We start from the raw sequence: 20,182 nt of genomic DNA, 5'->3' as shown, positions 1-20,182 counted from the left end.
CTGACACGCCGCCCCCCGGGGGGAAGGTGAGCCGTTCGGCTCAGGTGCCCCGGCGCGCTTACGTTGTGGCCTTTCTGCCTATATGTCAGATTTTTGAGCGGCATTGCTCAGAGTGCTGCACGGACGGGTCGGGCGACGGTGCGAAGGGATCGGTTCCCATGGGCGACGAGGCGACAGCGACGGCAACCCCCGCACCGGCTCCGGCGGAGGCGATCGACGAGATCCATGTCCTGTGGACCTCGGAGGGCATGAGCTGCGACGGCGACACGGTCTCGGTGACCGCGGCCTCGCTGCCCAGCCTTGAGGACGTGGTGCTGGGCGGAGTGCCCGGCCTTCCCAAGGTCCATCTGCACAACAAGGTGCTGGCGTACGAGACGGGCGAGGACTTCCTGACCGCCTTCCGCAAGGGAGCCCGCGGCGAACTGGGCCCGTTCATCCTCGTCGTCGAGGGCTCCATCCCGAACGAGAACATCAACGGCGACGGCTACTGGACGGCGATGGGCAACGACCCGGACACCGGCGAGCCCGTCACGCTCAACACATGGTTGGACCGGCTGGCTCCGCACGCCTGGGCCGTCGTCGCCGTCGGCACGTGCGCCACGTACGGAGGGATCCACGCGATGGCGGGCAACCCGACCGGCTGCATGGGCCTGGCCGACTATCTCGGCTGGGACTACCGCTCCACGGCGGGGCTGCCGATCGTCAACGTGCCGGGCTGCCCGGTGCAGCCGGACAACTTCATGGAGACCCTGCTGTGGGTCCTGCACCAGGCGGCGGGGCTGGCCCCGACCATCCCGCTCGATGAGAATCTCCGGCCCACCTGGCTGTTCGGCAAGACCGTCCACGAGGGCTGCGACCGTGCCGCGTACTACGAGCAGGGCGACTTCGCCAAGGACTACAACTCCCCCAAGTGCCAGGTGAAGATCGGCTGTTGGGGCCCCGTCGTGAACTGCAACGTCACCAAGCGCGGATGGATGGACGGCGTCGGCGGCTGCCCCAACGTCGGCGGCATCTGCATCGGCTGCACCATGCCGGGCTTCCCCGACAAGTTCATGCCGTTCATGGACGAGCCTCCCGGCGCCACGCTCTCCTCGTCGCTGATGAGCGTCTACGGGCCGTTCATCCGCAGCATGCGGTCGATCACCAACCGGTCGGCGAACCGGGAACCGAAGTGGCGGCACGACGAGCCCGCCCTCACCTCCGGCTACCAGCCCCGCTGGACCGGCCGCAAGTAATCAGCGAAGCGACCTGCGAGAGGAACGAGACGTGGCGACCGCCCAGCAGACCACCAGGCAGCCCGGCACCGGGGAGCGGGAACTGACCGAGGTGGCCTTCGATCCCATCACCCGGATCGTCGGCAACCTCGGCATCTACACGAAGATCAACTTCCCGGGCCGTGAAGTGGCGGAGTGCCGCAGCACCTCATCCATCTTCCGCGGCTACAGCGTCTTCATGAAGGGCAAGGACCCGCGGGACTCGCACTTCATCACCAGCCGCATCTGCGGCATCTGCGGGGACAACCACGCGACGTGCTCCGTCTACGCGCAGAACATGGCGTACGGGGTGAAGCCGCCGCCGCTCGCGGACTGGATCATCAACCTCGGCGAGGCCGCCGAGTTCATGTTCGACCACACGATCTTCCAGGACAACATGGTCTTCGTCGACTACTGCGAGCGCATGGTCCGGGAGACCAACCCCGGTGTTCTGGAGCGTGCCGAGCGCACGCCCGCACCGCGAGCCGAGGCGCACGGGCACCGCACGATCGCGGACATCATGCGCTCCTTCAACCCGTTCGAGGGCGAGACGTACAAGCAGGCACTCGTGATGAGCCGGCTGACCCGCGAGATGTGCTGCCTGATGGAGGGCCGCCACGTGCACCCCTCGACGCTCTACCCGGGCGGGGTCGGCACGGTCGCCACACCGCAGCTCTTCACCGACTACCTCGTGCGGCTGATGCGCTGCATGGACTTCGTCAAGCGCGCGGTCGCCATGAACGACGACGTCTTCGACTTCTTCTACGAGGCGCTGCCCGGCTACGAGGAGGTCGGCCGCCGGCGCACGCTGCTCGCCTGCTGGGGCTGCTTCCAGGACCCCGAGGTCGTCGACTACGACTACCGGACGATGAACACGTGGGGGAACTCGATGTTCGTCACCCCCGGCATCATCGTCGACAACGAGCTGGTCACCACCGACCTCGTCGACATCAACCTCGGCATGCGCATCCTGCTGGGCAGCAGCTACTACGAGGACTGGACGTCCGAGGAGACCTACGTCGAGCGGGACCCTCTGGGCAACCCCGTCGACCGGCGCCACCCCTGGAACCAGACGACGCTGCCGCAGCCCCAGAAGCGCGACCTCGACGGCGGCAAGTACAGCTGGGTCATGAGCCCCCGCTGGTACGACAAGAGAACGGGCGACCATCTGGCCCTCGACACCGGCGGCGGCCCCATCGCCCGGCTCTGGGCGACCGCGCTGGCGGGCAAGGTGAGCACTCCGTACGTACGGTCCACGGGGCGCAGCGTCCAGATCGACCTGCCGAAGACGCCGATGACGCCCGAGACGCGGCTGGAGTGGACGCCGCCGGCCTACCCCAACACCCTGGAGCGCAACCGGGCCCGGATGTACTTCGTCGCGTACGCCGCGGGCATGGCGCTGTACTTCGTCGACCGCGCGCTCGCCGAGGTGCGCGCCGGGCGCACCAAGGTCTTCGAGGACTTCAAGGTGCCCGAGGAGGCCATCGGCGTCGGCTTCCACGAGGCGGTCCGCGGCGTGCTCTCGCACCACCTCGTCATCCGCGACCACAAGATCGCCAACTACCACCCGTATCCGCCGACTCCGTGGAACGCGAGCCCGCGCGACCACTACGGCACCCCGGGGCCGTACGAGGACGCGGTGCAGGGCATGCCGGTCTTCGAGGAGAACACCCGCGAGAACTTCAAGGGCATCGACATCATGCGCACCGTGCGCAGCTTCGACCCGTGCCTGCCGTGCGGCGTGCACATGTACCTCGGCGGCGGGCGGACCGTCCGGGAGAACCACTCGCCGACCTTCGGCGCACTCGCGTAAGGCCGGCGGAAATGGCAGAGGACGAGCGCGAGGCGCGTGAACACGTCGCCCGCACCGAGGAGTTGCTCTCCGGACTGGACGGCATCGCCGACACCGCCGCGCGCGAGCAGGCGCTGGACGCCCTGCACGCGCTGGCCGCGATGTACGGCGAGTGCCTCTCCCGGGTGATGAGCAGCGTGGACGGCCCGGCGCGTGCCGCCATCGCTGCGGACGAACTGGTGGGCCATCTGCTGCTCGTGCACGAGCTGCACCCCGAGAGCGCGGAGCAGCGGGTGCGCCGCGCCCTGGAGGACGTACGGGGCGTGACGCTGCTGAGCGCCGGCGAGGCCGAGGTGCGCGTGCGGATCGCTCCGCAGGGCTGCGGCTCTCCGTCCGCGGAGCAGCTCGCGCGGACCGTGCGGGACACGGTCGCATGGGCGGCGCCCGAGGTGCGGCGGGTGGAGACCGAGGACGCGGCGCCCGGGCCCGCGCTGATCCCCGTCGACTCCCTCTTCCGTGACGCGGCTCCGCAGCCCGGTGCCCAGCCGGCCGGAAACCGGTGAGCGGCATGGCCGCCGCGAGTCCGATGCGCCCTGCCGGTCCCACGGATCCGGTGGCGCACGGGTCACCGGCCGTGCCGGGCGAGCGGCTCCGTGGACTGCTGCGCCGGGTGCGCCCCACGGAGTCCGCCGCATCCGCCGCGGAGCGCTGCGATCTGTGCGCCGAGCCGGTGCCCGAGGAGCACCGGCACATGCTGGACGTGCAGCAGAGCGCGGTGCTCTGCGCATGCGGGCCCTGCACCCTGCTGTTCGGGCAGAGCGCGGCGGGCGGCCGGCACTACCGGCTGCTGCCCGAGCGGAGGATCCGGCTTGAGGGGCTGCGGATGGACGAGGGGCTGTGGGCCCGGCTCGGGGTCCCCGTCGGCCTGGTCTTCTTCGTACGCGACGGCGCGACCGGCGAGGTCGGGGCCGCGTATCCCGGTCCGCTGGGCCTGGCCCGCTCTGCCGTCGGATCCGAGGTCTGGGAAGAGGTCGCACGGGGGTACCCGGAGGCGGCAGCGCTCGCGGACGACGTGGAGGCGCTGCTGGTACGGCGTCCCGACGGCCCGGACCGACGGGACGGTCCTGATCGGCTGGACGGCCAGGTCGGCCAGGACGAGAACTGGATCGTCCCGCTGGATGACTGCTACCGGCTCGCGGCTCTCGTCCGTACCCACTGGCGTGGGCTGTCCGGCGGGAGCGAGGTGCGCGAGCACATCGACGCGTTCTTCGCGGGGCTCGCGGGGCGGTCCGCGCGGTCCCGCACGAGTGGAGCTGCCGAGCCGACGGGCCCGGCAGGCGAACCGAGGAGTCAGCATGGCTGAGATCAAGACCGGCAAGCCGCACGTACGGCTCGACAAGGCGGCGCACGTCCCCGGCGTAGGACAGGGCAACCACGAGGGCGCCTACAAGCGGCAGCCCGGGCATCTGCCCGACGAGACCTCCACGGCCCGCAGGTCCACGGGGATCAGCCCGAAGGCGAAGAACCCGATCGTGCCCGGCATGCCGAACCTCTCCCCCGCGTGACGGCGCACACCGCACCGGGCGCTTCCGGCACCGGGCAGCGCACGGAGATCCCCGACGGCCGCCCCGACGCCATCCCCGACCTGGAATTCGCCGTGACCGGCGTGCGCGCGTTGCCGGACGCGGCCGTGCCCACGCTGGCCTTCCGGCTCGCGATCGGCCGCACCGGCGGCGGCCGGGTCCGCTCCGTCTCGCTCACGACGGACGTACGGATCGCGGTCGCCCACCGCCGGTACGAGCGGGCCGACCGCCTGGTCATGGCCAGGCTCTTCGGCCAGCCAGAACAGTGGGCGACCAGCATGCGGCCACTGACCTGGGCCCGGATCAGCACCGTGGTCCCGCCCTTCGACGTCCGTACGGAGACCGATCTGGCGGTGCCGTGCAGCCGGGACATGGAGCTCGCCGTCACGTCGTACTTCCACGGTGTGCGGGACGGCGAGATCCCGCTGGAGCTCCTCTTCAGCGGCACCGTCTTCCACGACGGCCCCGACGGACGGCTGCGCACCGCGCAGATCTCCTGGACCAAGGACGCCGCCTGCCGGCTGCCCGCCGGGCTCTGGCACGAGGCGACCGGCCGCTACGGCGGCGGCACGAGCTGGCTGCCGCTCTCCCCGGCCACGTACGGCGAACTCATCGCTCACCGGGACCGGCACGCACTGACCGGATGGGACGAGACGGTCGCCGACCTGCTCGCCCGCGCAGACACCACCGCAGGAGGTACGGCGTGGACGCCGTAGAGAAGATCGCCCGCGCCTGCCTGTACGAGGGATACCTGCTGTGGCCGTACCGCCGCGGCACGCTGAAGAACGCCCGGCGGTGGACCTTCGGCGGGATCTATCCGCAGCGCTGCGCCGGGGCGATCGGCGAGCCGTCGCGGATGCGCACGGAGGTCCTGCTGCGCGCGGGACCGGCGGCGAAGCTCACCGTGCATCTGCGGTTCCTCCAGGTCATCGACCGGCAGGTGTACCGGAACGGGCCGCGGGGACCGGTGCCGGTCGACGAGCTGCGCGTCGAGGGCCACAGCCATCTGACGTGGCAGGAGGCGATCGAGCGGCGCTGGGTGTGCCCTCCGTGGTCGCCCCGCCGCGGGCCGCGCACCAGCACCGTCGACATCGCGGCGGGCACGGACCGCGAGGCGCTGCGTGCCGAGTCCGGCAGCGTCGCCGGGACGCTGGTGCGGGGCTGGCAGCGGCTGACGGGGAAGGTGCGGCTCACGTCGGTGCCGGTCACGGACACCGTGCTGCGCGTGACCGTGGACATCGAGAACACCTCACCGAGCCCGCTGCCCGCGCCGGGCGCACGGGGGGCGCGGGACAAGATGGCGCCGTACGCCTTCGTCTCCACGCACACCGTGCTGCACAGCGACACCGGCGAGTTCGTGTCGCTGACCGATCCGCCGCCGGAACTGCGCGAGGCCGCCGCGGCGTGCGAGAACGTCGGCGTATGGCCCGTACTGGTCTCGGACGACCCGCAGGCGCCGCAGAACAGCCCGCACTACTCCGCGGAGGTGCTCTCCTCGCCCATCACGCTCTACGACTATCCGGGCGTCGCGCCGGAGAGCCCCGGCGACCTGTTCGACGGGGGCGAGATCGACCAGCTGCTGATCCTCAGCGTCCTCAGCCTCACGCCGTGGGAGCAGGAGGAGGCACGAGCCACGGACCCGCGGGCACGGGAGATCCTGGACCGCTGCGCGTCCCTCGACCCGGACGACCTGGCGGCCCTGCACGGCACGATCCGGGCGTTCCGGCCGGTACCGGAGGGGCGATGAGCACGGGCGAGACGTTGAGCAGGAGCGAGACGGCGAGCACGGACGAAGTGACGAGCACCGGCGGCGGGCGCACCGTCGACGTCGCCGGCGTGCGGCTGGGACGCGGGAGCCGGGTGCGGCTGCGGCCCGGGCAGTCGGCCGACGTGCTGGACCTGGCGCTGACGGGACGTACGGCGGAGGTCGACGCCGTCGAGGAGGACCTGGAGGGCCGCGTCCACGTCGTCGTCACGCTCGACGGCGACGACGGGCGGGACTTCCGCACCGGCCTGGGCCACCGCTTCTTCTTCACCCCGGAGGAGGTGGAGCCCGTCGAGGATGGTGCGGCGGGTCCCCGCATCCTCGTCGCGGGCGTCGGCAACATCTTCATGGGCGACGACGCGTTCGGGCCGGAGGTCGTGACGGCCATGCGGGAACGGAGCCTCCCGGAGGGCGTGCACGTCGCGGACTTCGGCATCCGCGGCATGGATCTCGCCTACCGGCTGCTGGACGGGTACGACGTCGCCGTCCTGGTCGACGCCGCGCCCCGCGGCAAGGCGCCGGGCACGCTCCACGTCATCGATCCCGGACCGCTCGCCGCCGCGCCGCAGCCCGCCGGGCGCGCCCTTCCCCAGCCGCACGGCATGGACCCGGTGCAGGTGCTCGCCCTGGCACGGCAGCTCAGCGACGGGATGCGTCCGCTGCCCCGCGTTCTCGTCCTCGGATGTGAACCGGCGGTGCGGATGCGCGGCGACGAGCACGACGTGGTGGTGGGGCTGAGCGGGCCGGTGCGGTACGCCGTTCCGGAGGCCGCGGACATGCTGGAGTCCCTCGTCGGCGAGCTGCTGTGCGATCCGCACCGCGATCTGAGCAGACCTGTCGTGGGGAGGTGATGAGAGATGAGGAGAGGGATCTTCGTTCCGGCGGTCGCCGTGCGCGTCGCCGTCGGCACCCTGGTGGTGGCGGTGGCCGCGATGGCGGCGGCCAGCGCACCGGACATGGTGCGCTACATGAAGATGAAGTCGATGTAGGGGCTGAAGTCGGTCCAGGCGCCGGTGACTTGGGGCCGGCGGCGGAGTGCGGTGGGCGGCGGCCTCATCTTTCCCGGGAGTGGACGGTGAACAGACCGCCCTCGGGATCGAACAGACCGGCCGACCTGCCCCAGGGGTTGTCGGCCGGACTCGTCGCGATGGCGCCGCCCGCCGCCACAGCGGTCTTCGAGGCGTCGTCGACGTCGTCCACGGCGAACGAGGCGTGCCAGCGGGGGCGGATGTGCGGATCGGGGGCGGACTCGATCGCGCCGCCGCGCAGGGTGGCCACGGTCCGCCCGTCGACCCGTACGACGACGGCCTCGTACTGGTAGTCCACCTCGCAGCGTCCCGTATCGGACGCCCAGTCGAAGACCTCGGCGTAGAAGATCGCCGCGGCGAAGGCGTCCCGGGTGCGCAGCTCCAGCCGCGCGGGCAGATCGCGGTGTCCGGCGTCCCAGCTGGAGAGCACCGCACCCTCCCAGAAGCCGAAGGTGGCTCCCGCGAGGTCGGCCGCCAGGGCCGTGCGCCCCTCCCCCATGCGGATCGGGCCGACCGCGACGGTGGCGCTCCGCTCACGGACACGGGCGGCGGCCGTGTCCGCGTCCGGTACGGCGAAGAACGGCGTCCACTGGACGGCCACGCCCATGGTGCGGGCGATGGCCCCGAGGCCGGCGACGGGGACGCCGTCGGAGAACGCGACGCTGAACTCCTCGCCGATGCTCCCGGGCCGGAAGGACCACCCCAGCACCTCGCCGTAGAAGCGCTGAGCGCCCTCCAGCCCGCCCGTCGCCAGACTCACCCAGCACGGGGCGCCGTAGACGGGTGACGCCTCGGAGGCCACGCCCGTTCTCCTCGCTGCTCCGGCGAACCCGATCAGCGGCCCAGTGCCCTCTGGAGCTGCCGCTTGTTCATCGAGGAGCGGCCCTCGATGCCGCGCTGCCGGGCCTCGTTGTAGAGCTGGTCGCGGGTGGGACCGCTCTTGGGGCCCATGGCCCTCCCGGAGCGGGTCCCGCCGCGTGCCGCGGCCGACTTGCCCCTCGTGGAGGTGCGGCTGGCACGGGCGGCCTCGCCGGTACGGGCACGCTCCTTGTTGACCGTGCGGGAGGCGATCTCCTTGGCGCGGCCGGTGGAGGCTCCGCGGCGCTTGGCGCCTTCCTTGATGTGCTCGTACTGCCGCTCGCGCTTGGCGTTCGATCCTGAGGGCATGGGCTCCTCCTGTCTCGCGTTCGGACCAGTGCCCCGATTACCCGTCCACCCCGATTGCTAACAAGCACCCGCGAAACGGATCGGATGCACAGGACACGGGGCAAGGCGCCGCACAAGTTGAATCCGCGACATCCTGATCCGGAGGGCGGACCGCGCCCCGGGGGCGATCAGGGCTTGCGCGCCACGGCCGCGTAGCAGCTCGCCTCCGCGTCGGTGACCTGGGAGAGGTCGTGCTCGGCGTCGGGACGCCAGCGGTGGGTGACGGTGACGCCCGGGTCGAGCAGTTCCCAGCCGTCGAAGAAGCGGGTGAACTCCTCGCGGGTGCGCGCCTGTACGGGCGTACCCGCCGCCGCGTACGCACCGATGGCGCGCGTCAGGGACTCGGGGTCGAAGTCCGGCGTGACGTGGCTGACCGTGAGGGTGCTGCCGGAGGGCAGGGCGTCCTTGAAGTACTCGACGACGTCGTGCGCCGTGCGCCCGCCGGGGATGCCGTGCTCATCGGTGACGAAGTGGAGCAGTGCGATCAGGCTCAGGGCGACCGGGCGGCCGAGGTCGAGGGTCTCGCACACCTCTGGCGACTTCAGCAGCGCCTCGGGGTTCTGCGCGTCGCCGTGCAAGTACGCCGTGCGGCCCTCGGGGGTGCTGCGCAACAGGGCCTGCGCGTGGGTGAGGACGATGGGGTCGTTGTCCGTGTAGACGACGCGGGCGCCGGGGTCGGTCTCCTGAGCGACCTCGTGCAGGTTGGGGGAGGTGGGGATGCCCGTGCCCACGTCCAGGAACTGGCGCATTCCCAGGCGCGCCAGATGACGCACGGAGCGGTGCATGAACTGGCGGTTGGCGCGGGCGGCGACGAGGACCGCCGGGAAGACGGCCATGGCCTTCCCGGCGCTCTCGCGGTCGGCGGGGAAGTTCGTGGTGCCGCCGAGGAAGTAGTCGTACATCCTGGCCGAGTGGGCCCGGTCCAGTTCCAGATCCACTGCGCCTTCGTCGACGGCCACTGGGTTCCGCCTTTCTCACGTTCCTCGTCACCGGCGGTTGCTGAGACGGCTATCGTGCGTCACTTCGGCGAACTTGCCCAGGGCACATGGGCGTTGGGGGCAGGACCCGGCCACAGGGTGGCGTGAAGCGTCCCTGGACAGGCACGGTAGCAAGGCTTTTACTCTGTGTAGTATTTTGGCCGGACTTCCACGGACACCGTCCGTTCAGGTCCTGTTCTCTCCTTTCTGACCACGTTCTCCCGTGAGAGGCCCTCCATGAGCGCTGAGAAGGCGCGCGAGGCACCTGAAGGAGAGGCGCGCCGACGGCTGTTGCTCTCCTTCGACGCGTTCGACGCCTCGCACCACCGGCTGTGGCTGCGTTACGCACACACCCAGACCGGCAGCCGCGAGGCGGCGGAGCGCATCGTCGAGGACGCCTGCCGCCATCTGCTGGAGCACTGGGAGCACGCGCTGCGCCGGGAGTCGCTCACGGAGTACACCTGGACCGTGCTCAAGGAGCACGTCGCGAACTGGCTCAGCGAGCGGGGGCTGCGTCCCCGGCTGGCCGAGACCGCGGCCTTCCACGCCGTCGAGCGCAGCGCGCTGCTGCACGAGCTCCGCGACGAATTCGCGGTGCTGGAGGGCGAGATCGGGCTGTACGCGGCGATCGGCCGTCTCCCCGAGCGGCAGTACGACGTGGTCGTGCTGCGGTATGTGCTCGGCTGCCCGGAGGAGGAGGTCGCCGGGTACCTCGGTTTTGATACGGCGGCGGTGCGCTCGCACATACGCTATGCGAAACGGAAGCTCGCCCGGGAGCTGCGCACGGCGCCGGGGCCCGAGTCGGGGGACGGCTGATGCATCGGAGGCGCGGACAGCCCGAACACCGCACCATCGACGCGCTGTTGAGCGATGCGGAGGTGCTCGCCGAGGACTACGACGAGCGCGATGTGGCGGCGGTGCGGGAGCGGGCGCTCGCGGGTCCGGCCCCTCGCGCGGCGTCTGCGACGGCCCGGGGCGGCGCGGCGCGGCGGGATGCCTCCGCGGGCCGCACGGCCAGCGCCGGGGATCCGGCGGCGCGCGCCCGTCACTATCCGACCGAGTGCGAACAGGCCGCGCACGACCTGGACTTGGCCGTGAGTCTCGTCGTCAACGCGCCCGAGGCGGCGGCCAGTCTGACGCGTCTGGTCGACGACCAGGAGTCCATCGCGCCGGAGGGGGCGCTGGTCTTCGGCGGTCTGCTGCATCTGGCGCGCTATCGCGAAGCGGCCCAGTTCTGGTGGCAGTTCGCGGCGGGCGGCGGTTCCCGGACCGCCGCCTTCTGCCTGTGTCTGCACCACCGTCGCCATGGCGAGTTCCGCGACGCCGAATACTGGCGTGCGCAGTCGGCGCGGCTGGCGCAGCGCGCCCGTACGCCGGGAGCCGCCGCCGTTTCCCGTCCGCGGCAGCGTCCGTGCACGCGGCCCCTGCTGCCGGAGGGGGTTCGGCACGGGCTGCTGAGCGAGTGCAAGGAAGGCGGCCATCCGCGTCTGCCGCATGCGCTGGAGGCCGTGATCCACCGCCTTCCCGTGCTGGAGGACGACGAGGACTTCGGTGAAATCCCCCAGCCCGCGCGGGACTTGGCGGGGCATCTGACGGCGCCGTGCGGCGGGGCGCCCGGCTTGCGGTGAACGGTTTGCGCTGCGCGGATCGCGCTGGACGATTCACGGTATGCGCGGCTCGACGGAGCGCGCGTCCCATGGCCGCCACGGTGCCTGCGGCGCCTGGGCCGGGCCGGTGCACCTGGCAGGCGCCCGCCTGCCCTGCCGGGCGCCTGCCGGGTGAGCTTGGGCGCGGCGTGTGGTGCCGTTTACAGCCGGCCGCCGGTGAGCCGGGTGAACGGCCCCGTCCTGCGCCGTACCGAGTAGCGGCCCGCCGCGAAGGACGCGGCGACGGCCGTGAGCGCGCCTGTGCCCACACCCGCGGCGACACCCTTGCGGTTCTTGACCACGGTCCACGTCGCGGACGCGGCGCTCGCGGCGCTGCTGGACGCGGAGTTGAGCTTCGCGCGCCCCGCCTCGGCTCCCCTGCCCGCGATGTGACCCGCGCGCCTCGTGGCGTCGCCGAAGATCCGGCCGCCGTTCTCGACGGCGTCGCCCACGGAGCGGGGCGCCGAACTCGTCTTCACGGCGGCCTCGGTGATGCCGCGGTCCGACTTCTGGCCCGCTGCCGCGGGCTTCTTGGTGCTGTTTGCGGCCTTTCCCGCGTTGCGGGAGGTCTTGCCGTTCTCAGTCATGGATGACGGGTTGCCGTGTGTGGGGGCTTGAAACATTCGGTGTCCGGGGTGTGCACACCCCGGACATCGGGTGGCATTCCGCGCCACATGTCAAGACGCCGCGGCGCAGGGTGAGTTGAGCTCGTCTATCCGTCCTGGCGCGGCAGCAGCGAACCGAGAGGGCCCAGATCGAGGTTGAGGTCCTCCATCGTCAGTCCGTAGCGCTCGCACAGCTCCGTCATGCGTTCGTGGAGGATCATCAGCGTGATGCCGATCCGCTCCTCCTGGTCCTCGCTCAGGTCGCCCTGGTCGACCCGGTTCAGGGCCGTGCGTTCCATGAGCTGACGCAGCAACTCCACGATGGTCAGGACGAGTTTCATCAGATCGCGCTCGACGGTGTCCGGATCGGTGCGCAGCCGCTGGGCAAGCCTGCCGTCGCCGCGCGGGCCGCGTGCGTCCGGACCCGCGGGCAGCAGGTCGAAGGCGCGGGCCGCGGAGCGTGCCACGTCGTCGAGGCTGACGCCGTCCGGCCGCGGTGGACGGCACGGGCGCTCCGGGCGCTCGGCCTTCTGCCCGTGTCCGGGGGCGAGTTCGGCCCGGGGCTCGCGCGGGTGCTCGTGCTCGCTGGTCATTCGTGGGCCTGTCCGTCTCCCGCGCCGCTCACCACGGCGCCGGGTCGTCGGGGGTCACGGAGTGGATGACGGCACGCAGGTTGATGCGTACGAGATCGACGTCCGCGATGGACAGCACGAGATCACCGGTCAGCACGGCGCCGCCGGTCAGCAGCCGGTCCAGCAGATCGATGAGGGCGACCTGGCGTCCGGCCGGCCCGCCGTCCAGCCCGTTCTCGTCCGCGATGCCGCCGGAGAAGCCGTCCGAAGCGGACCGGGTGCCCGCCTCGACGGCGTCGGCGAAGCCGCTGCCGGGCAGCTCAGGACGCATCGTCCGCGGCTCTCGTGGACCCCGGCCGGGGCGAGGACGGCGGCGTCGCGAACGAGTACGGCGCCCACGGCCCCGTCAGCTCGACGCGGACGCCCGGCACGTCCTCGGCGAGGCCGCCGATCGCCGCCCTGAAGTCCTCGCTGCACCCGGCGGGCACCAAGTACGCGTCGTTGGCGATGTTCTCGCCCGGTCCGGAGGCCAGTTCGCCCTGCTGCGGGCGGTGCGCGACCCTGTCCGTGGCGATGCCGTCCGCGAGGGCCGCGACGCGCTCGGCGACGGCGCCCGCGGCCCGGTAGGTGTCACGGTTGGCGCTGCGCTGCTGCCTTCGCTGCTGGAGGTACGCCCGCCCGGGGCTGCCGGACGCCGGCGCCGCCGCGCCTCCGGAGGGCCTGGTGCCGGCGCCGGCCAGCGCCTCGCTCAGGTCGGCGTAGACCTTCACGCCCCATTCGACGTGGCCTTCCAGGCGGGAGAGCAGAGCGGCGAACTCGCCGGCGCGCTCGGCCAGCATCTCAGCGACCCGCTCGTCGTCGAGGTAGACCGTCGCCAGCCGCATGGGCAGCACCGTGGCGTGCTCGCTGGCCGCGGCGACGACGGCGTGGTGGGTACGGGCGAGCGCCTCCAGCCGCTCCAGGTCCTCCAGTTGGGCCTTCAGCCCCGCCTCGTCGTACAGACCCGCCGGAACGTCCGAGACCAGCGCGCTCAGCCCGGCGCCGTCCACCGTGCGCACGGACGAACCGTCAGGGCCGGACAACCCGGCGGCCGCCGACCGGAGCGGTCCGCCCGCGCGGCCGACGGCGAAGACGTAACGGACCTGCCCGCTCTGCTGTCCCTGCCGCGGATGCTGCGAGTGCTGCGACTGCTGTGCCCGATCCTGCTGCGGCCGCGCCTGCTGCGGCGCTTCGGGCTCTCCCGCCGGAATCGGCATCGGACTCGTCACCTTCCGTGCTCGCGCGTGCCGTCGCCGCCGGTCTCCCGGGCGGCCTCCTCGCCGGTGGGGAGTCCGGCCGCGGAGCGCAGCCGCTCGATCTCCCGGCGCAACCGGTCGTTCTCCTCGGCCAGTTCGCCGCGCCCGTCGGCCCCGTTCAGAGTGCCGTCGGACTGCGGCGAGCGCGCGGCCCGCGAGGAGAGCGACGGATCGTTCTCCCACCAGTCGATCCCCATCTCCTTCGCCTTGTCGACGGAGACCACCAGCAGCCGCAGTTTGATCGTCAGCAGTTCGATGTCGAGCAGGTTGATCTGGATGTCGCCGGCGATGACGACGCCCTTGTCGAGCACCCTCTCCAGGATGTCCGCCAGGTTGGCGGAGGAGCCCTGCTGACCGTATGGGACCGCCCTGTTGGGGGACGGTCCCATACGGGCGGCCAGTGAATCGGACACGTGGAATCAGCCTCGTCTGCTCGGTCGTGGTCTCGTCTCGGCGCGGTCATGATCTCCCCTGGTGCTGGCGTTGCCAGGCCTGGCGCCACTCCAGCTCGTCCAGGAGGTCGTCCTCGATCCGGTCGAACTCCTCCTCCGAGATCCGGCCGCCGAGCAACTCCCGTTCCAGCTCCGCCAGTCGGAGGCGCACCGGCTCCGGGTCGTAGTACTGCTGCTCCGCCGTCAGCACGAGCTGGTCCATGACCCACACCGCACCGCGCACCGGCGCGAGCGGCAGTGTCAGCAGCTGAGTGATGAGGCCCATCCGACGGCCCTCCGTTCAGGGCGTCAGACGAAGCTGTACGGAGGCAGCGGGCCGTTCAGGTTGAGGGAGTACGCGTCACCGAGCCGCTCGGCCTCCTCGTGCACGGCCTGGGAGAAGGCGGCGGCGTCCTCCCGGCGCACCAGGAACGAGACGTTGAGGAAGTGCGACTGGGTGGGATCGGCGACCGCGTGGCGCCGGGCGGCGCCCGACAGCCGCGCCGCCAGCTCCCTGCCTTCGGCCTCGTGGCGGGCCTGTACCTCTGCCGAGACCAGCTCGCCGAGCCGCACCTTCTCCTCCTGTGCCTCCGGATGCCGCCTGGTCAACTCCCGCAGCCGCTGGACCTCTTCGGAACCGGCGATGATCTCGCGCAGGAGGTCGTCCTCCTCGCGGGCCGCCTTGAGGTTGTACTCCAGGCAGCCTTCGAGCTCCGAGAGCCGCTCCGCGTAGACGTCGCGGTTCTCCTCCAGCACCGATTCGACGGATCCGTCGTCCGGACCCACCAGTCCGAAGCGCATCGGCAGCGTCGCGCCGTCCGCCATCAGCTGTTCCAGTACGGCCTGGTGGGCCGCGAGATCGCGGCGCTTGGCACGCAGGTGCTCCGGCGCGTCGCTCACCACGGCGCTCAGCGTCTCGGCCCCGACGGTACGCAGCGTGCCCGCCGGGTCCCCGACGCCGCTCAGCCCCTGGAGGTTCTGCGGGTGGTCGGCTGCGGTGATCGCGTAGACGTAGGTCGACACGTATCAGTCCTCCTTGTGGCGGGAGTTGCGGCGGCCGCCGGAGTTCGCGGACGCCTTCCCCGGCTCCCGCTCACGCTCGTCGTCCTCGTCCTCGCGCCCCTTGCCGAAGGACTCGCTGAAGGCCTCGACCGCTCCGGTCAGCGCGCCCTTGGACTTGCCCTTCGCGCCGTTCTCCGTCACGTCGCCCACGATCTCGGTCAGCTGCGTGGGGGCCTTGCGGCCCGCTTCGAGGTCGAGCCGGTTGCAGGCCTCGGCGAAGCGGAGATACGTGTCGACGCTCGCGACGACCACGCGCACGTCGATCTTCAGTATCTCGATGCCGACGAGGGAGACCCGTACGAACGCGTCGATGACGAGACCGCGGTCCAGGATGAGTTCGAGGATGTCGTAGAGGTTTCCGCCGCCGGAACCGGTGGCCGGCTGGGCACCGCTCTGCGCAACTACCGTCACTTGCTTCGTCCTTCCGGAATGATGTCGTACGCGGGGGCCGTCATCGCGTGATCACTTTCGGATCACGCCGAGGCTCATCTCCGCTGATCGATCTGGCCGCGCGCGTAACGGCGGGTGCGCTCGTAGCCGAGCAGATTTCCCCGCCCGTCGAGCTGCACGCGGTAGGAACCCATGACGCTCGTGGTGTCGGGAACGCGCTCGACCTCGACCACCTCGACGTCCGCCGTCCAGCCTTCCTGCGCGGGCTTGATCGAGGACACCGACTCGGGTTCGCACCGCAGGAGTTCGGCCAGCTGTCCGGCCGCGAGGCGCATGGCTTCGGCGATCGGAACGCGTTCGCCCGCCTCCGCGCTGCCGCTCCGGTCCTGACTCCGGTCGCGATCCGGGCGTTGCGTTTCGTTCTGTTTGTCACCTGTTGTCGCCATGGTCTCACCCCTTTCCGTGCGGCCGGGTTGCAGGCCTGTGTTCCAGGTCTCACAGGTCTCTCACGTGTCTCACCGCATCCCCGTGTCGGGTGTGCTGGGTGCCCCCGGCGTGAAGACCTATGCGTAGAGGATTACGTGATGGCCCCTCAACCGGGTTGCACCACTTGGGAGATGGTGACTCAGCTCATACGCCGGCGCTCTCCCGGACGACGAGCCGGTGGGGCACGGTGACGCGGCGCGCGGGCAGATGGCCGAGACGGCCGTAGACGCGGTCCGCCAGGCACTGGAGGGCCCGCTCGGCGATCTGCTGCTTGTCCGGGGAGACGGTGGCCAGGGAGGGCACCGAGTAGCGGCCGTCCTCGATGTCGTCGAAGCCGACCACTGCCAGATCCTCCGGCACGCGCAGACCTGCCTCGCGGGCGGAACGGATGGCGCCGAGGGCGAGTTCGTCGCTGAAGCAGAAGACGGCGTCAGGTGCCTCCGCCTCGTCCAGCAGCCCGCGCATCGCGCGGTGGCCCTCCTCGCGGTGCAGCGTGGCGACGGAGCGTGTCAGCGGCTCCGCGACGTGCGGCCCGGCCGAGGCCAGCGCCTCCCGGTAGCCCTGCGCGCGCTGTTCGGCGGTGCCGTTGGACAGCTGCGGCTGAAGGCCGATGGCCGCGATCCGGCGGCGGCCGAGGGAGGCGAGGTGCGCCGTCGCCTCGCGTGCGGCCGTGACGTTGTCGATGGCGACGTGGTCCGCGGTGCCGCCCGTCTCCTGCTCACCGAGGACGACGAGGGGCAACGTGGCGCTGTGGCGCCCGAGTTCCTCCGGCGTCAGCGACCACGGGCTCATGATCATGCCGTCCACGGTGTGCCGCTCGGAGCCCTCCAGCAGGCGCCGCTCCCGCTCGGCGGTGCCGTCCGTACGGTCGACGAGCACCGTCCAGCCGCGGTCCTGCGCGGCGTCGATGAGGAGTTCGGCGATCTCACCGAAGTACGGGGAGCGGACCTCCGGGACGGCCAGCCCGATCAGGCCGGTGCGGCCCTGACGCAGATTGCGCGCCGCGAGATTGGGCCGGTACTGAAGCTCCTCGATGACCCGCAGGACGCGCTCCCTGGTCGCGGGAGCCACGGCCGCCGCGTTGTTCACGACGTTGGAGACGGTACGGACGGAGACGCCGGCCCTGGCCGCCACGTCCTTCAGTTTCGCCGCCACCGCTGCGCCCTTCCTGCCCGGCCCTGCCCGGGCTTGCTGCCCGGCCCTGCCGCTCGGGCTTGCTGCTCAGTCTTGCTGCTCGCTCCTGCCGCCCAACCGCGGGATTCCTGCGGCCCTTTCGGCCCGTGCCGCCCGCCTCTCACCCGTAACGGCGTTCTCGATCTTCCCACGCCGTCCTTGCGAGGGAGAGGATCGATCCTCCCCTCTTGCCACGCTGCATGCAACGTTGCAAGCTGGGCCCTTCACCGCCTGTCAGGGAGGAGTCCGCCTGTGACCACGACGAGCCCCCAGCCGGACAGCGAGACGCCGCCCGTCACCGTGGCGACCATCGGCGACGTGGTGCGCGACCTGTACACCGACGGCATCAGCGGGTGTCCCGGGGCCTTCCCGCCGGAGTGGGCCGACCGCATGCGCGAGGACATCGAGCACGCCTACGAGGAGGCGAGCCGGCGTCCCGGCGGCGCCGTGGGCCGCGGCCCGAACCGCTACTACGTCGAGATACACCCCGAGCAGCTGCGCGGATTCGCCGAACTCGCCGGCCACCCCTGGGTGCGGGCGGTCTGCGAGGCGGTGCTCGGGCCGGACTACTCGATCGTCGAGCTCGGGTTCGACATTCCGTTCGCGGGCGCGGTCAACCAGCCCTGGCACCGCGACTTCCCGATGCCCGAGCCCACCAGGACGCGGCGGCGGCTGAACTCGCTGGCCTTCAACCTCACCGGCGTCGACACCACCGAGGAGATGGGCCCCTTCGAGATCGCGCCCGGAACGCAGTGGGACGAGGACAGCCGCTTCGAACACGCCATGTTCCCGCCGCGCGAGGACTATCCGCGCTACGGGGCGCTCGGGGTGCTCAAGTTCCCGCAGCGCGGGGACATCTCCGTACGGTCGGCGCTGACGATCCACCGCGGCACAGCGAACCGCTCCGCGATCTCGCGCCCCGTTCTCGTGCTCGGAGTCGACGCACCGGGAGCGGGCAACGACGGCCACCACGACATGGCCGTCACCCGTGGCTACCGCGACGCACTGCCCGCGTGCGTGCGCGACCATCTGCACTGCCCCGTCGTGGACGAGCTCACGCCCATCGTGCAGAAGCACACGATCGAGGGCCTCGTCATGGGCGACACCGGGGACCCTCCCGCGCGCTCCGGCATGGCCGCCTCCGCGCCGGACGACTAGGAGCCCCCGGCGCGGAGTCGCCCGGCCCGGCTACTCCTTGACCGCGCCCGTCAGCATGCCCTCGATGAAGCGCCGCTGGAGCGCCACGTACACCACCACGACCGGCAGGGCGATCAGCACCGAAGCGGCGGCGAGCAGCGCCGTGTCGGAGCTGTGCTGCCCCTGGAAGAACGCCAGCCCGAGCGGGACCGTGCGGTGCGCCTCGTCGCTGACCATCACCAGGGCCATCAGGAACTCGTTCCACGTCCACATGAAGACGATGACGACCATCGTGGACAGCGCTGGACGCCCCATCGGGACGAGTACGCGCCACAGCGTCGTCCAGCTGGACGCGCCGTCGATACGAGCGGCCTCGATGACCGATCGGGAACTGCCGCGGAAGTACGTACGCATCCAGAAGACGCCGAAGGCGAGGGACTGCGCCGTCTGCGGGAGGATCAACGCCCAGTAGGTGTCGGTCAGTTGCCAGTACCGCAGATCGAAGTAGAGCGGCACGACGAGGGCTTCCTGCGGCAGCGTCAGGCCGAGGACGAAGAGGTAGAAGAGCAGGTTCGAGCCGGGGAAGCGCATCACGCCGAAGGCGTACGCGGCGAGCACGGCGAGCACGGCGGTGGCCGTGACGACCACGACGGCAACGAGCACCGAGTTCGACAGGTACGTGCCGAAGTGCCCGCGGGTCCAGGCGTCCGCGAAATTGGCCCAGTTGAGTCCGTCCGGCAGTGAGAAACCGGTGGCCGTCCCCGACCTGGGGCCGAACGCCGTGGAGAGGATGCCGACGACGGGCGTGAGGGCCACGACGGCGAAGAGGGCGAGGATGCCGTAGGTGGCACCGCGTTCGAGGCGGCCGGTCATCGGCTTCGTCCTTCTGTGAGCCGGGCGACGGAGACGGTCAGTACGAAGATGAGCACGGTCAGGCCGACGCCCATCGCCGCCGCCGATCCGACCTCGTTCGTCTCGAACGCCCGGTGGTAGACCTCGTACGCGGGTACGGAGGTGGCGTTCCCGGGGCCGCCGCTGGTGGTGATGTAGATCAGGTCGAAGTTGCGCAGCCCGGCGACGATCGTAAGGGTCAGCGCGACGGCGATCTCGGCCCGCAGCGCCGGAAGGGTTACGGCGAAGAACTCCCGCAGCGGGCCCGCCCCGTCCATGCGGGCCGCCTCGTACAGCTCGCGCGGGATCCGCTGGACGCCGGCCAGGAAGAGCACGACGCACAGGCCCGTCTCGACCCACGCGCCGACCGTGCCGACGGCGGGCAGCGCCCAGGTGTAGTCGCCGAGCCAGGAGCGGGCGAGGGAGCCGAGTCCGACGGCGCGCAGGGAGTCGTTGAGCAGCCCGTCCGGGCCGAGTATCGAGCGCCAGGCGACGCCGACGACGACCATCGCCAGCACCTGCGGCAGAAAGAACACCGTGCGGAAGAAGGTCATCCCCCGCACCCGGAAGCGCGAGAGCGCCGAGGCCAGCAGCAGCCCCAGGACGACGGGCAGCGCGGCGTAGAAGAGCAGCAGCACGAGCGCGTGCACGAAGGGGCCGCGCAGCGACGGATCGGTCAGCAGCGCCTGGTAGTTGTCCGCTCCGGCCCAGGTCGCGACGGTCAGGCCGTCCCAGTGCAGCAGCGAGAGCCATACCGTCTGCCCGAGGGGGAAGAGGAGGAAGACGGCGTAGAGCGCGAGCGCCGGCAGCACGTAGAGGTAGCCGACGGCACGGGGCTGACCGGGGGCGCGGCGGCGGTAGCGGCCGGCGGCGTGCCGCAGCAGGCGCCC

27 protein-coding genes are annotated in these 20,182 nt (G+C 71.4%); 12 read left to right on the top strand and 15 right to left on the bottom strand.

Annotated elements, in window-relative coordinates; genetic code table 11:
* Nucleotides 1-158: 158 nt before the first annotated feature.
* The 9 genes from QQM67_RS09155 to QQM67_RS09115 all read left to right on the top strand — a co-directional run bounded on the left by QQM67_RS09155 (nt 159) and on the right by QQM67_RS09115 (nt 7,382).
* A complete protein-coding gene (locus QQM67_RS09155; protein WP_314173171.1) occupies nt 159-1,235 on the top strand; it encodes an NADH-quinone oxidoreductase subunit B family protein in 1,077 nt (358 codons plus the stop codon).
* A gap of 91 nt (nt 1,236-1,326) precedes the next feature.
* On the top strand, nt 1,327-3,066 hold the full coding sequence (locus tag QQM67_RS09150; RefSeq protein ID WP_399066348.1) for a nickel-dependent hydrogenase large subunit: 1,740 nt from the start codon (nt 1,327-1,329) through the stop codon (nt 3,064-3,066).
* A gap of 11 nt (nt 3,067-3,077) precedes the next feature.
* Nucleotides 3,078-3,608, top strand: a complete 531-nt coding sequence (locus QQM67_RS09145) for a hypothetical protein (RefSeq protein ID WP_314173169.1) — start codon at nt 3,078-3,080, stop codon at nt 3,606-3,608.
* A gap of 5 nt (nt 3,609-3,613) precedes the next feature.
* Nucleotides 3,614-4,408, top strand: coding sequence for a DUF5947 family protein (locus QQM67_RS09140; protein WP_314173168.1), 795 nt, complete (start codon nt 3,614-3,616; stop codon nt 4,406-4,408).
* Nucleotides 4,401-4,610: a hypothetical protein gene (locus tag QQM67_RS09135; RefSeq protein WP_314173167.1), complete on the top strand. Its 210-nt coding sequence runs from the start codon at nt 4,401-4,403 to the stop codon at nt 4,608-4,610. The genes QQM67_RS09140 and QQM67_RS09135 overlap by 8 nt, the downstream gene beginning before the upstream one ends.
* Nucleotides 4,607-5,344, top strand: coding sequence for a DUF6084 family protein (locus QQM67_RS09130; protein WP_314173166.1), 738 nt, complete (start codon nt 4,607-4,609; stop codon nt 5,342-5,344). The genes QQM67_RS09135 and QQM67_RS09130 overlap by 4 nt, the downstream gene beginning before the upstream one ends.
* Nucleotides 5,332-6,375, top strand: coding sequence for a hypothetical protein (locus QQM67_RS09125; protein WP_314173165.1), 1,044 nt, complete (start codon nt 5,332-5,334; stop codon nt 6,373-6,375). Before QQM67_RS09130 ends, QQM67_RS09125 begins: the two co-directional genes overlap by 13 nt.
* The gene (locus tag QQM67_RS09120) at nt 6,372-7,244 is read left to right on the top strand and encodes a hydrogenase maturation protease (protein ID WP_314173164.1); all 873 of its coding nucleotides are present in this window, start codon (nt 6,372-6,374) and stop codon (nt 7,242-7,244) included. The genes QQM67_RS09125 and QQM67_RS09120 overlap by 4 nt, the downstream gene beginning before the upstream one ends.
* A gap of 6 nt (nt 7,245-7,250) precedes the next feature.
* Nucleotides 7,251-7,382 carry a DUF6893 family small protein gene (locus QQM67_RS09115; protein WP_314173163.1) on the top strand — a complete coding sequence of 44 codons (132 nt, stop codon included), beginning with the start codon at nt 7,251-7,253 and terminating at the stop codon, nt 7,380-7,382.
* Between the two features lie 64 nt (nt 7,383-7,446).
* On the opposite strand, the gene QQM67_RS09110 is transcribed toward QQM67_RS09115, so the two are convergent.
* The 3 genes from QQM67_RS09110 to QQM67_RS09100 all read right to left on the bottom strand — a co-directional run bounded on the left by QQM67_RS09110 (nt 7,447) and on the right by QQM67_RS09100 (nt 9,586).
* Nucleotides 7,447-8,223: a VOC family protein gene (locus QQM67_RS09110; RefSeq protein WP_314173162.1), complete on the bottom strand. Its 777-nt coding sequence runs from the start codon at nt 8,221-8,223 to the stop codon at nt 7,447-7,449.
* 32 nt (nt 8,224-8,255) lie between these two features.
* The gene (locus QQM67_RS09105) at nt 8,256-8,588 is read right to left on the bottom strand and encodes a plasmid stabilization protein (RefSeq protein ID WP_314173161.1); all 333 of its coding nucleotides are present in this window, start codon (nt 8,586-8,588) and stop codon (nt 8,256-8,258) included.
* 167 nt (nt 8,589-8,755) lie between these two features.
* Nucleotides 8,756-9,586 (bottom strand): SAM-dependent methyltransferase, encoded by an 831-nt coding sequence (locus QQM67_RS09100; protein WP_314173160.1) that lies wholly within the window; start codon nt 9,584-9,586, stop codon nt 8,756-8,758.
* 255 nt (nt 9,587-9,841) lie between these two features.
* On the opposite strand from QQM67_RS09100, the gene QQM67_RS09095 reads away from it, so the two are divergent.
* Both QQM67_RS09095 and QQM67_RS09090 read left to right on the top strand, forming a co-directional pair.
* Entirely contained in the window at nt 9,842-10,420 is a 579-nt protein-coding gene (locus QQM67_RS09095; RefSeq protein WP_314173159.1) for a sigma-70 family RNA polymerase sigma factor, read from the top strand.
* A complete protein-coding gene (locus QQM67_RS09090) occupies nt 10,420-11,232 on the top strand; it encodes a hypothetical protein (protein WP_314173158.1) in 813 nt (270 codons plus the stop codon). Before QQM67_RS09095 ends, QQM67_RS09090 begins: the two co-directional genes overlap by 1 nt.
* Before the next feature lie 179 nt (nt 11,233-11,411).
* Here QQM67_RS09090 and QQM67_RS09085 read toward each other — a convergent pair whose 3' ends face one another.
* The 10 genes from QQM67_RS09085 to QQM67_RS09040 all read right to left on the bottom strand — a co-directional run bounded on the left by QQM67_RS09085 (nt 11,412) and on the right by QQM67_RS09040 (nt 17,246).
* Entirely contained in the window at nt 11,412-11,837 is a 426-nt protein-coding gene (locus QQM67_RS09085) for a hypothetical protein (RefSeq protein ID WP_314173157.1), read from the bottom strand.
* Between the two features lie 125 nt (nt 11,838-11,962).
* Entirely contained in the window at nt 11,963-12,448 is a 486-nt protein-coding gene (locus QQM67_RS09080; protein WP_314173156.1) for a gas vesicle protein K, read from the bottom strand.
* A gap of 28 nt (nt 12,449-12,476) precedes the next feature.
* Nucleotides 12,477-12,758, bottom strand: a complete 282-nt coding sequence (locus tag QQM67_RS09075) for a gas vesicle protein GvpJ (protein ID WP_399065931.1) — start codon at nt 12,756-12,758, stop codon at nt 12,477-12,479.
* Nucleotides 12,748-13,683 carry a GvpL/GvpF family gas vesicle protein gene (locus tag QQM67_RS09070; protein WP_314173155.1) on the bottom strand — a complete coding sequence of 312 codons (936 nt, stop codon included), beginning with the start codon at nt 13,681-13,683 and terminating at the stop codon, nt 12,748-12,750. Before QQM67_RS09070 ends, QQM67_RS09075 begins: the two co-directional genes overlap by 11 nt.
* A gap of 8 nt (nt 13,684-13,691) precedes the next feature.
* A complete protein-coding gene (locus tag QQM67_RS09065) occupies nt 13,692-14,135 on the bottom strand; it encodes a gas vesicle protein GvpJ (RefSeq protein ID WP_399065927.1) in 444 nt (147 codons plus the stop codon).
* A gap of 46 nt (nt 14,136-14,181) precedes the next feature.
* Nucleotides 14,182-14,439: a gas vesicle protein GvpG gene (locus tag QQM67_RS09060; RefSeq protein ID WP_314173154.1), complete on the bottom strand. Its 258-nt coding sequence runs from the start codon at nt 14,437-14,439 to the stop codon at nt 14,182-14,184.
* Between the two features lie 23 nt (nt 14,440-14,462).
* Nucleotides 14,463-15,176: a GvpL/GvpF family gas vesicle protein gene (locus QQM67_RS09055; protein ID WP_314173153.1), complete on the bottom strand. Its 714-nt coding sequence runs from the start codon at nt 15,174-15,176 to the stop codon at nt 14,463-14,465.
* Nucleotides 15,177-15,179: 3 nt separating this feature from the next.
* Entirely contained in the window at nt 15,180-15,626 is a 447-nt protein-coding gene (locus tag QQM67_RS09050; protein ID WP_314173152.1) for a gas vesicle structural protein GvpA, read from the bottom strand.
* 74 nt (nt 15,627-15,700) lie between these two features.
* Complete coding sequence (locus QQM67_RS09045) at nt 15,701-15,940, bottom strand: gas vesicle protein GvpO (protein ID WP_399066345.1); 240 nt, start codon at nt 15,938-15,940, stop codon at nt 15,701-15,703.
* A 295-nt stretch (nt 15,941-16,235) separates the two neighbouring features.
* Complete coding sequence (locus tag QQM67_RS09040) at nt 16,236-17,246, bottom strand: LacI family DNA-binding transcriptional regulator (protein ID WP_314173150.1); 1,011 nt, start codon at nt 17,244-17,246, stop codon at nt 16,236-16,238.
* A 318-nt stretch (nt 17,247-17,564) separates the two neighbouring features.
* On the opposite strand from QQM67_RS09040, the gene QQM67_RS09035 reads away from it, so the two are divergent.
* Nucleotides 17,565-18,422, top strand: coding sequence for a phytanoyl-CoA dioxygenase family protein (locus tag QQM67_RS09035; protein ID WP_314173744.1), 858 nt, complete (start codon nt 17,565-17,567; stop codon nt 18,420-18,422).
* 30 nt (nt 18,423-18,452) lie between these two features.
* Here QQM67_RS09035 and QQM67_RS09030 read toward each other — a convergent pair whose 3' ends face one another.
* Complete coding sequence (locus tag QQM67_RS09030; RefSeq protein ID WP_314173149.1) at nt 18,453-19,274, bottom strand: carbohydrate ABC transporter permease; 822 nt, start codon at nt 19,272-19,274, stop codon at nt 18,453-18,455.
* Nucleotides 19,271-20,173, bottom strand: a complete 903-nt coding sequence (locus tag QQM67_RS09025; protein ID WP_314173743.1) for a carbohydrate ABC transporter permease — start codon at nt 20,171-20,173, stop codon at nt 19,271-19,273. Before QQM67_RS09025 ends, QQM67_RS09030 begins: the two co-directional genes overlap by 4 nt.
* Nucleotides 20,174-20,182 lie beyond the last annotated feature (9 nt).

Source organism: Streptomyces winkii (genome assembly GCF_032248595.1).
Classification (GTDB): domain Bacteria; phylum Actinomycetota; class Actinomycetes; order Streptomycetales; family Streptomycetaceae; genus Streptomyces; species Streptomyces winkii.
The sequence above is the reverse complement of the archived record's forward strand: the minus strand, read 5'-3'. Positions and strand labels throughout refer to the sequence as shown.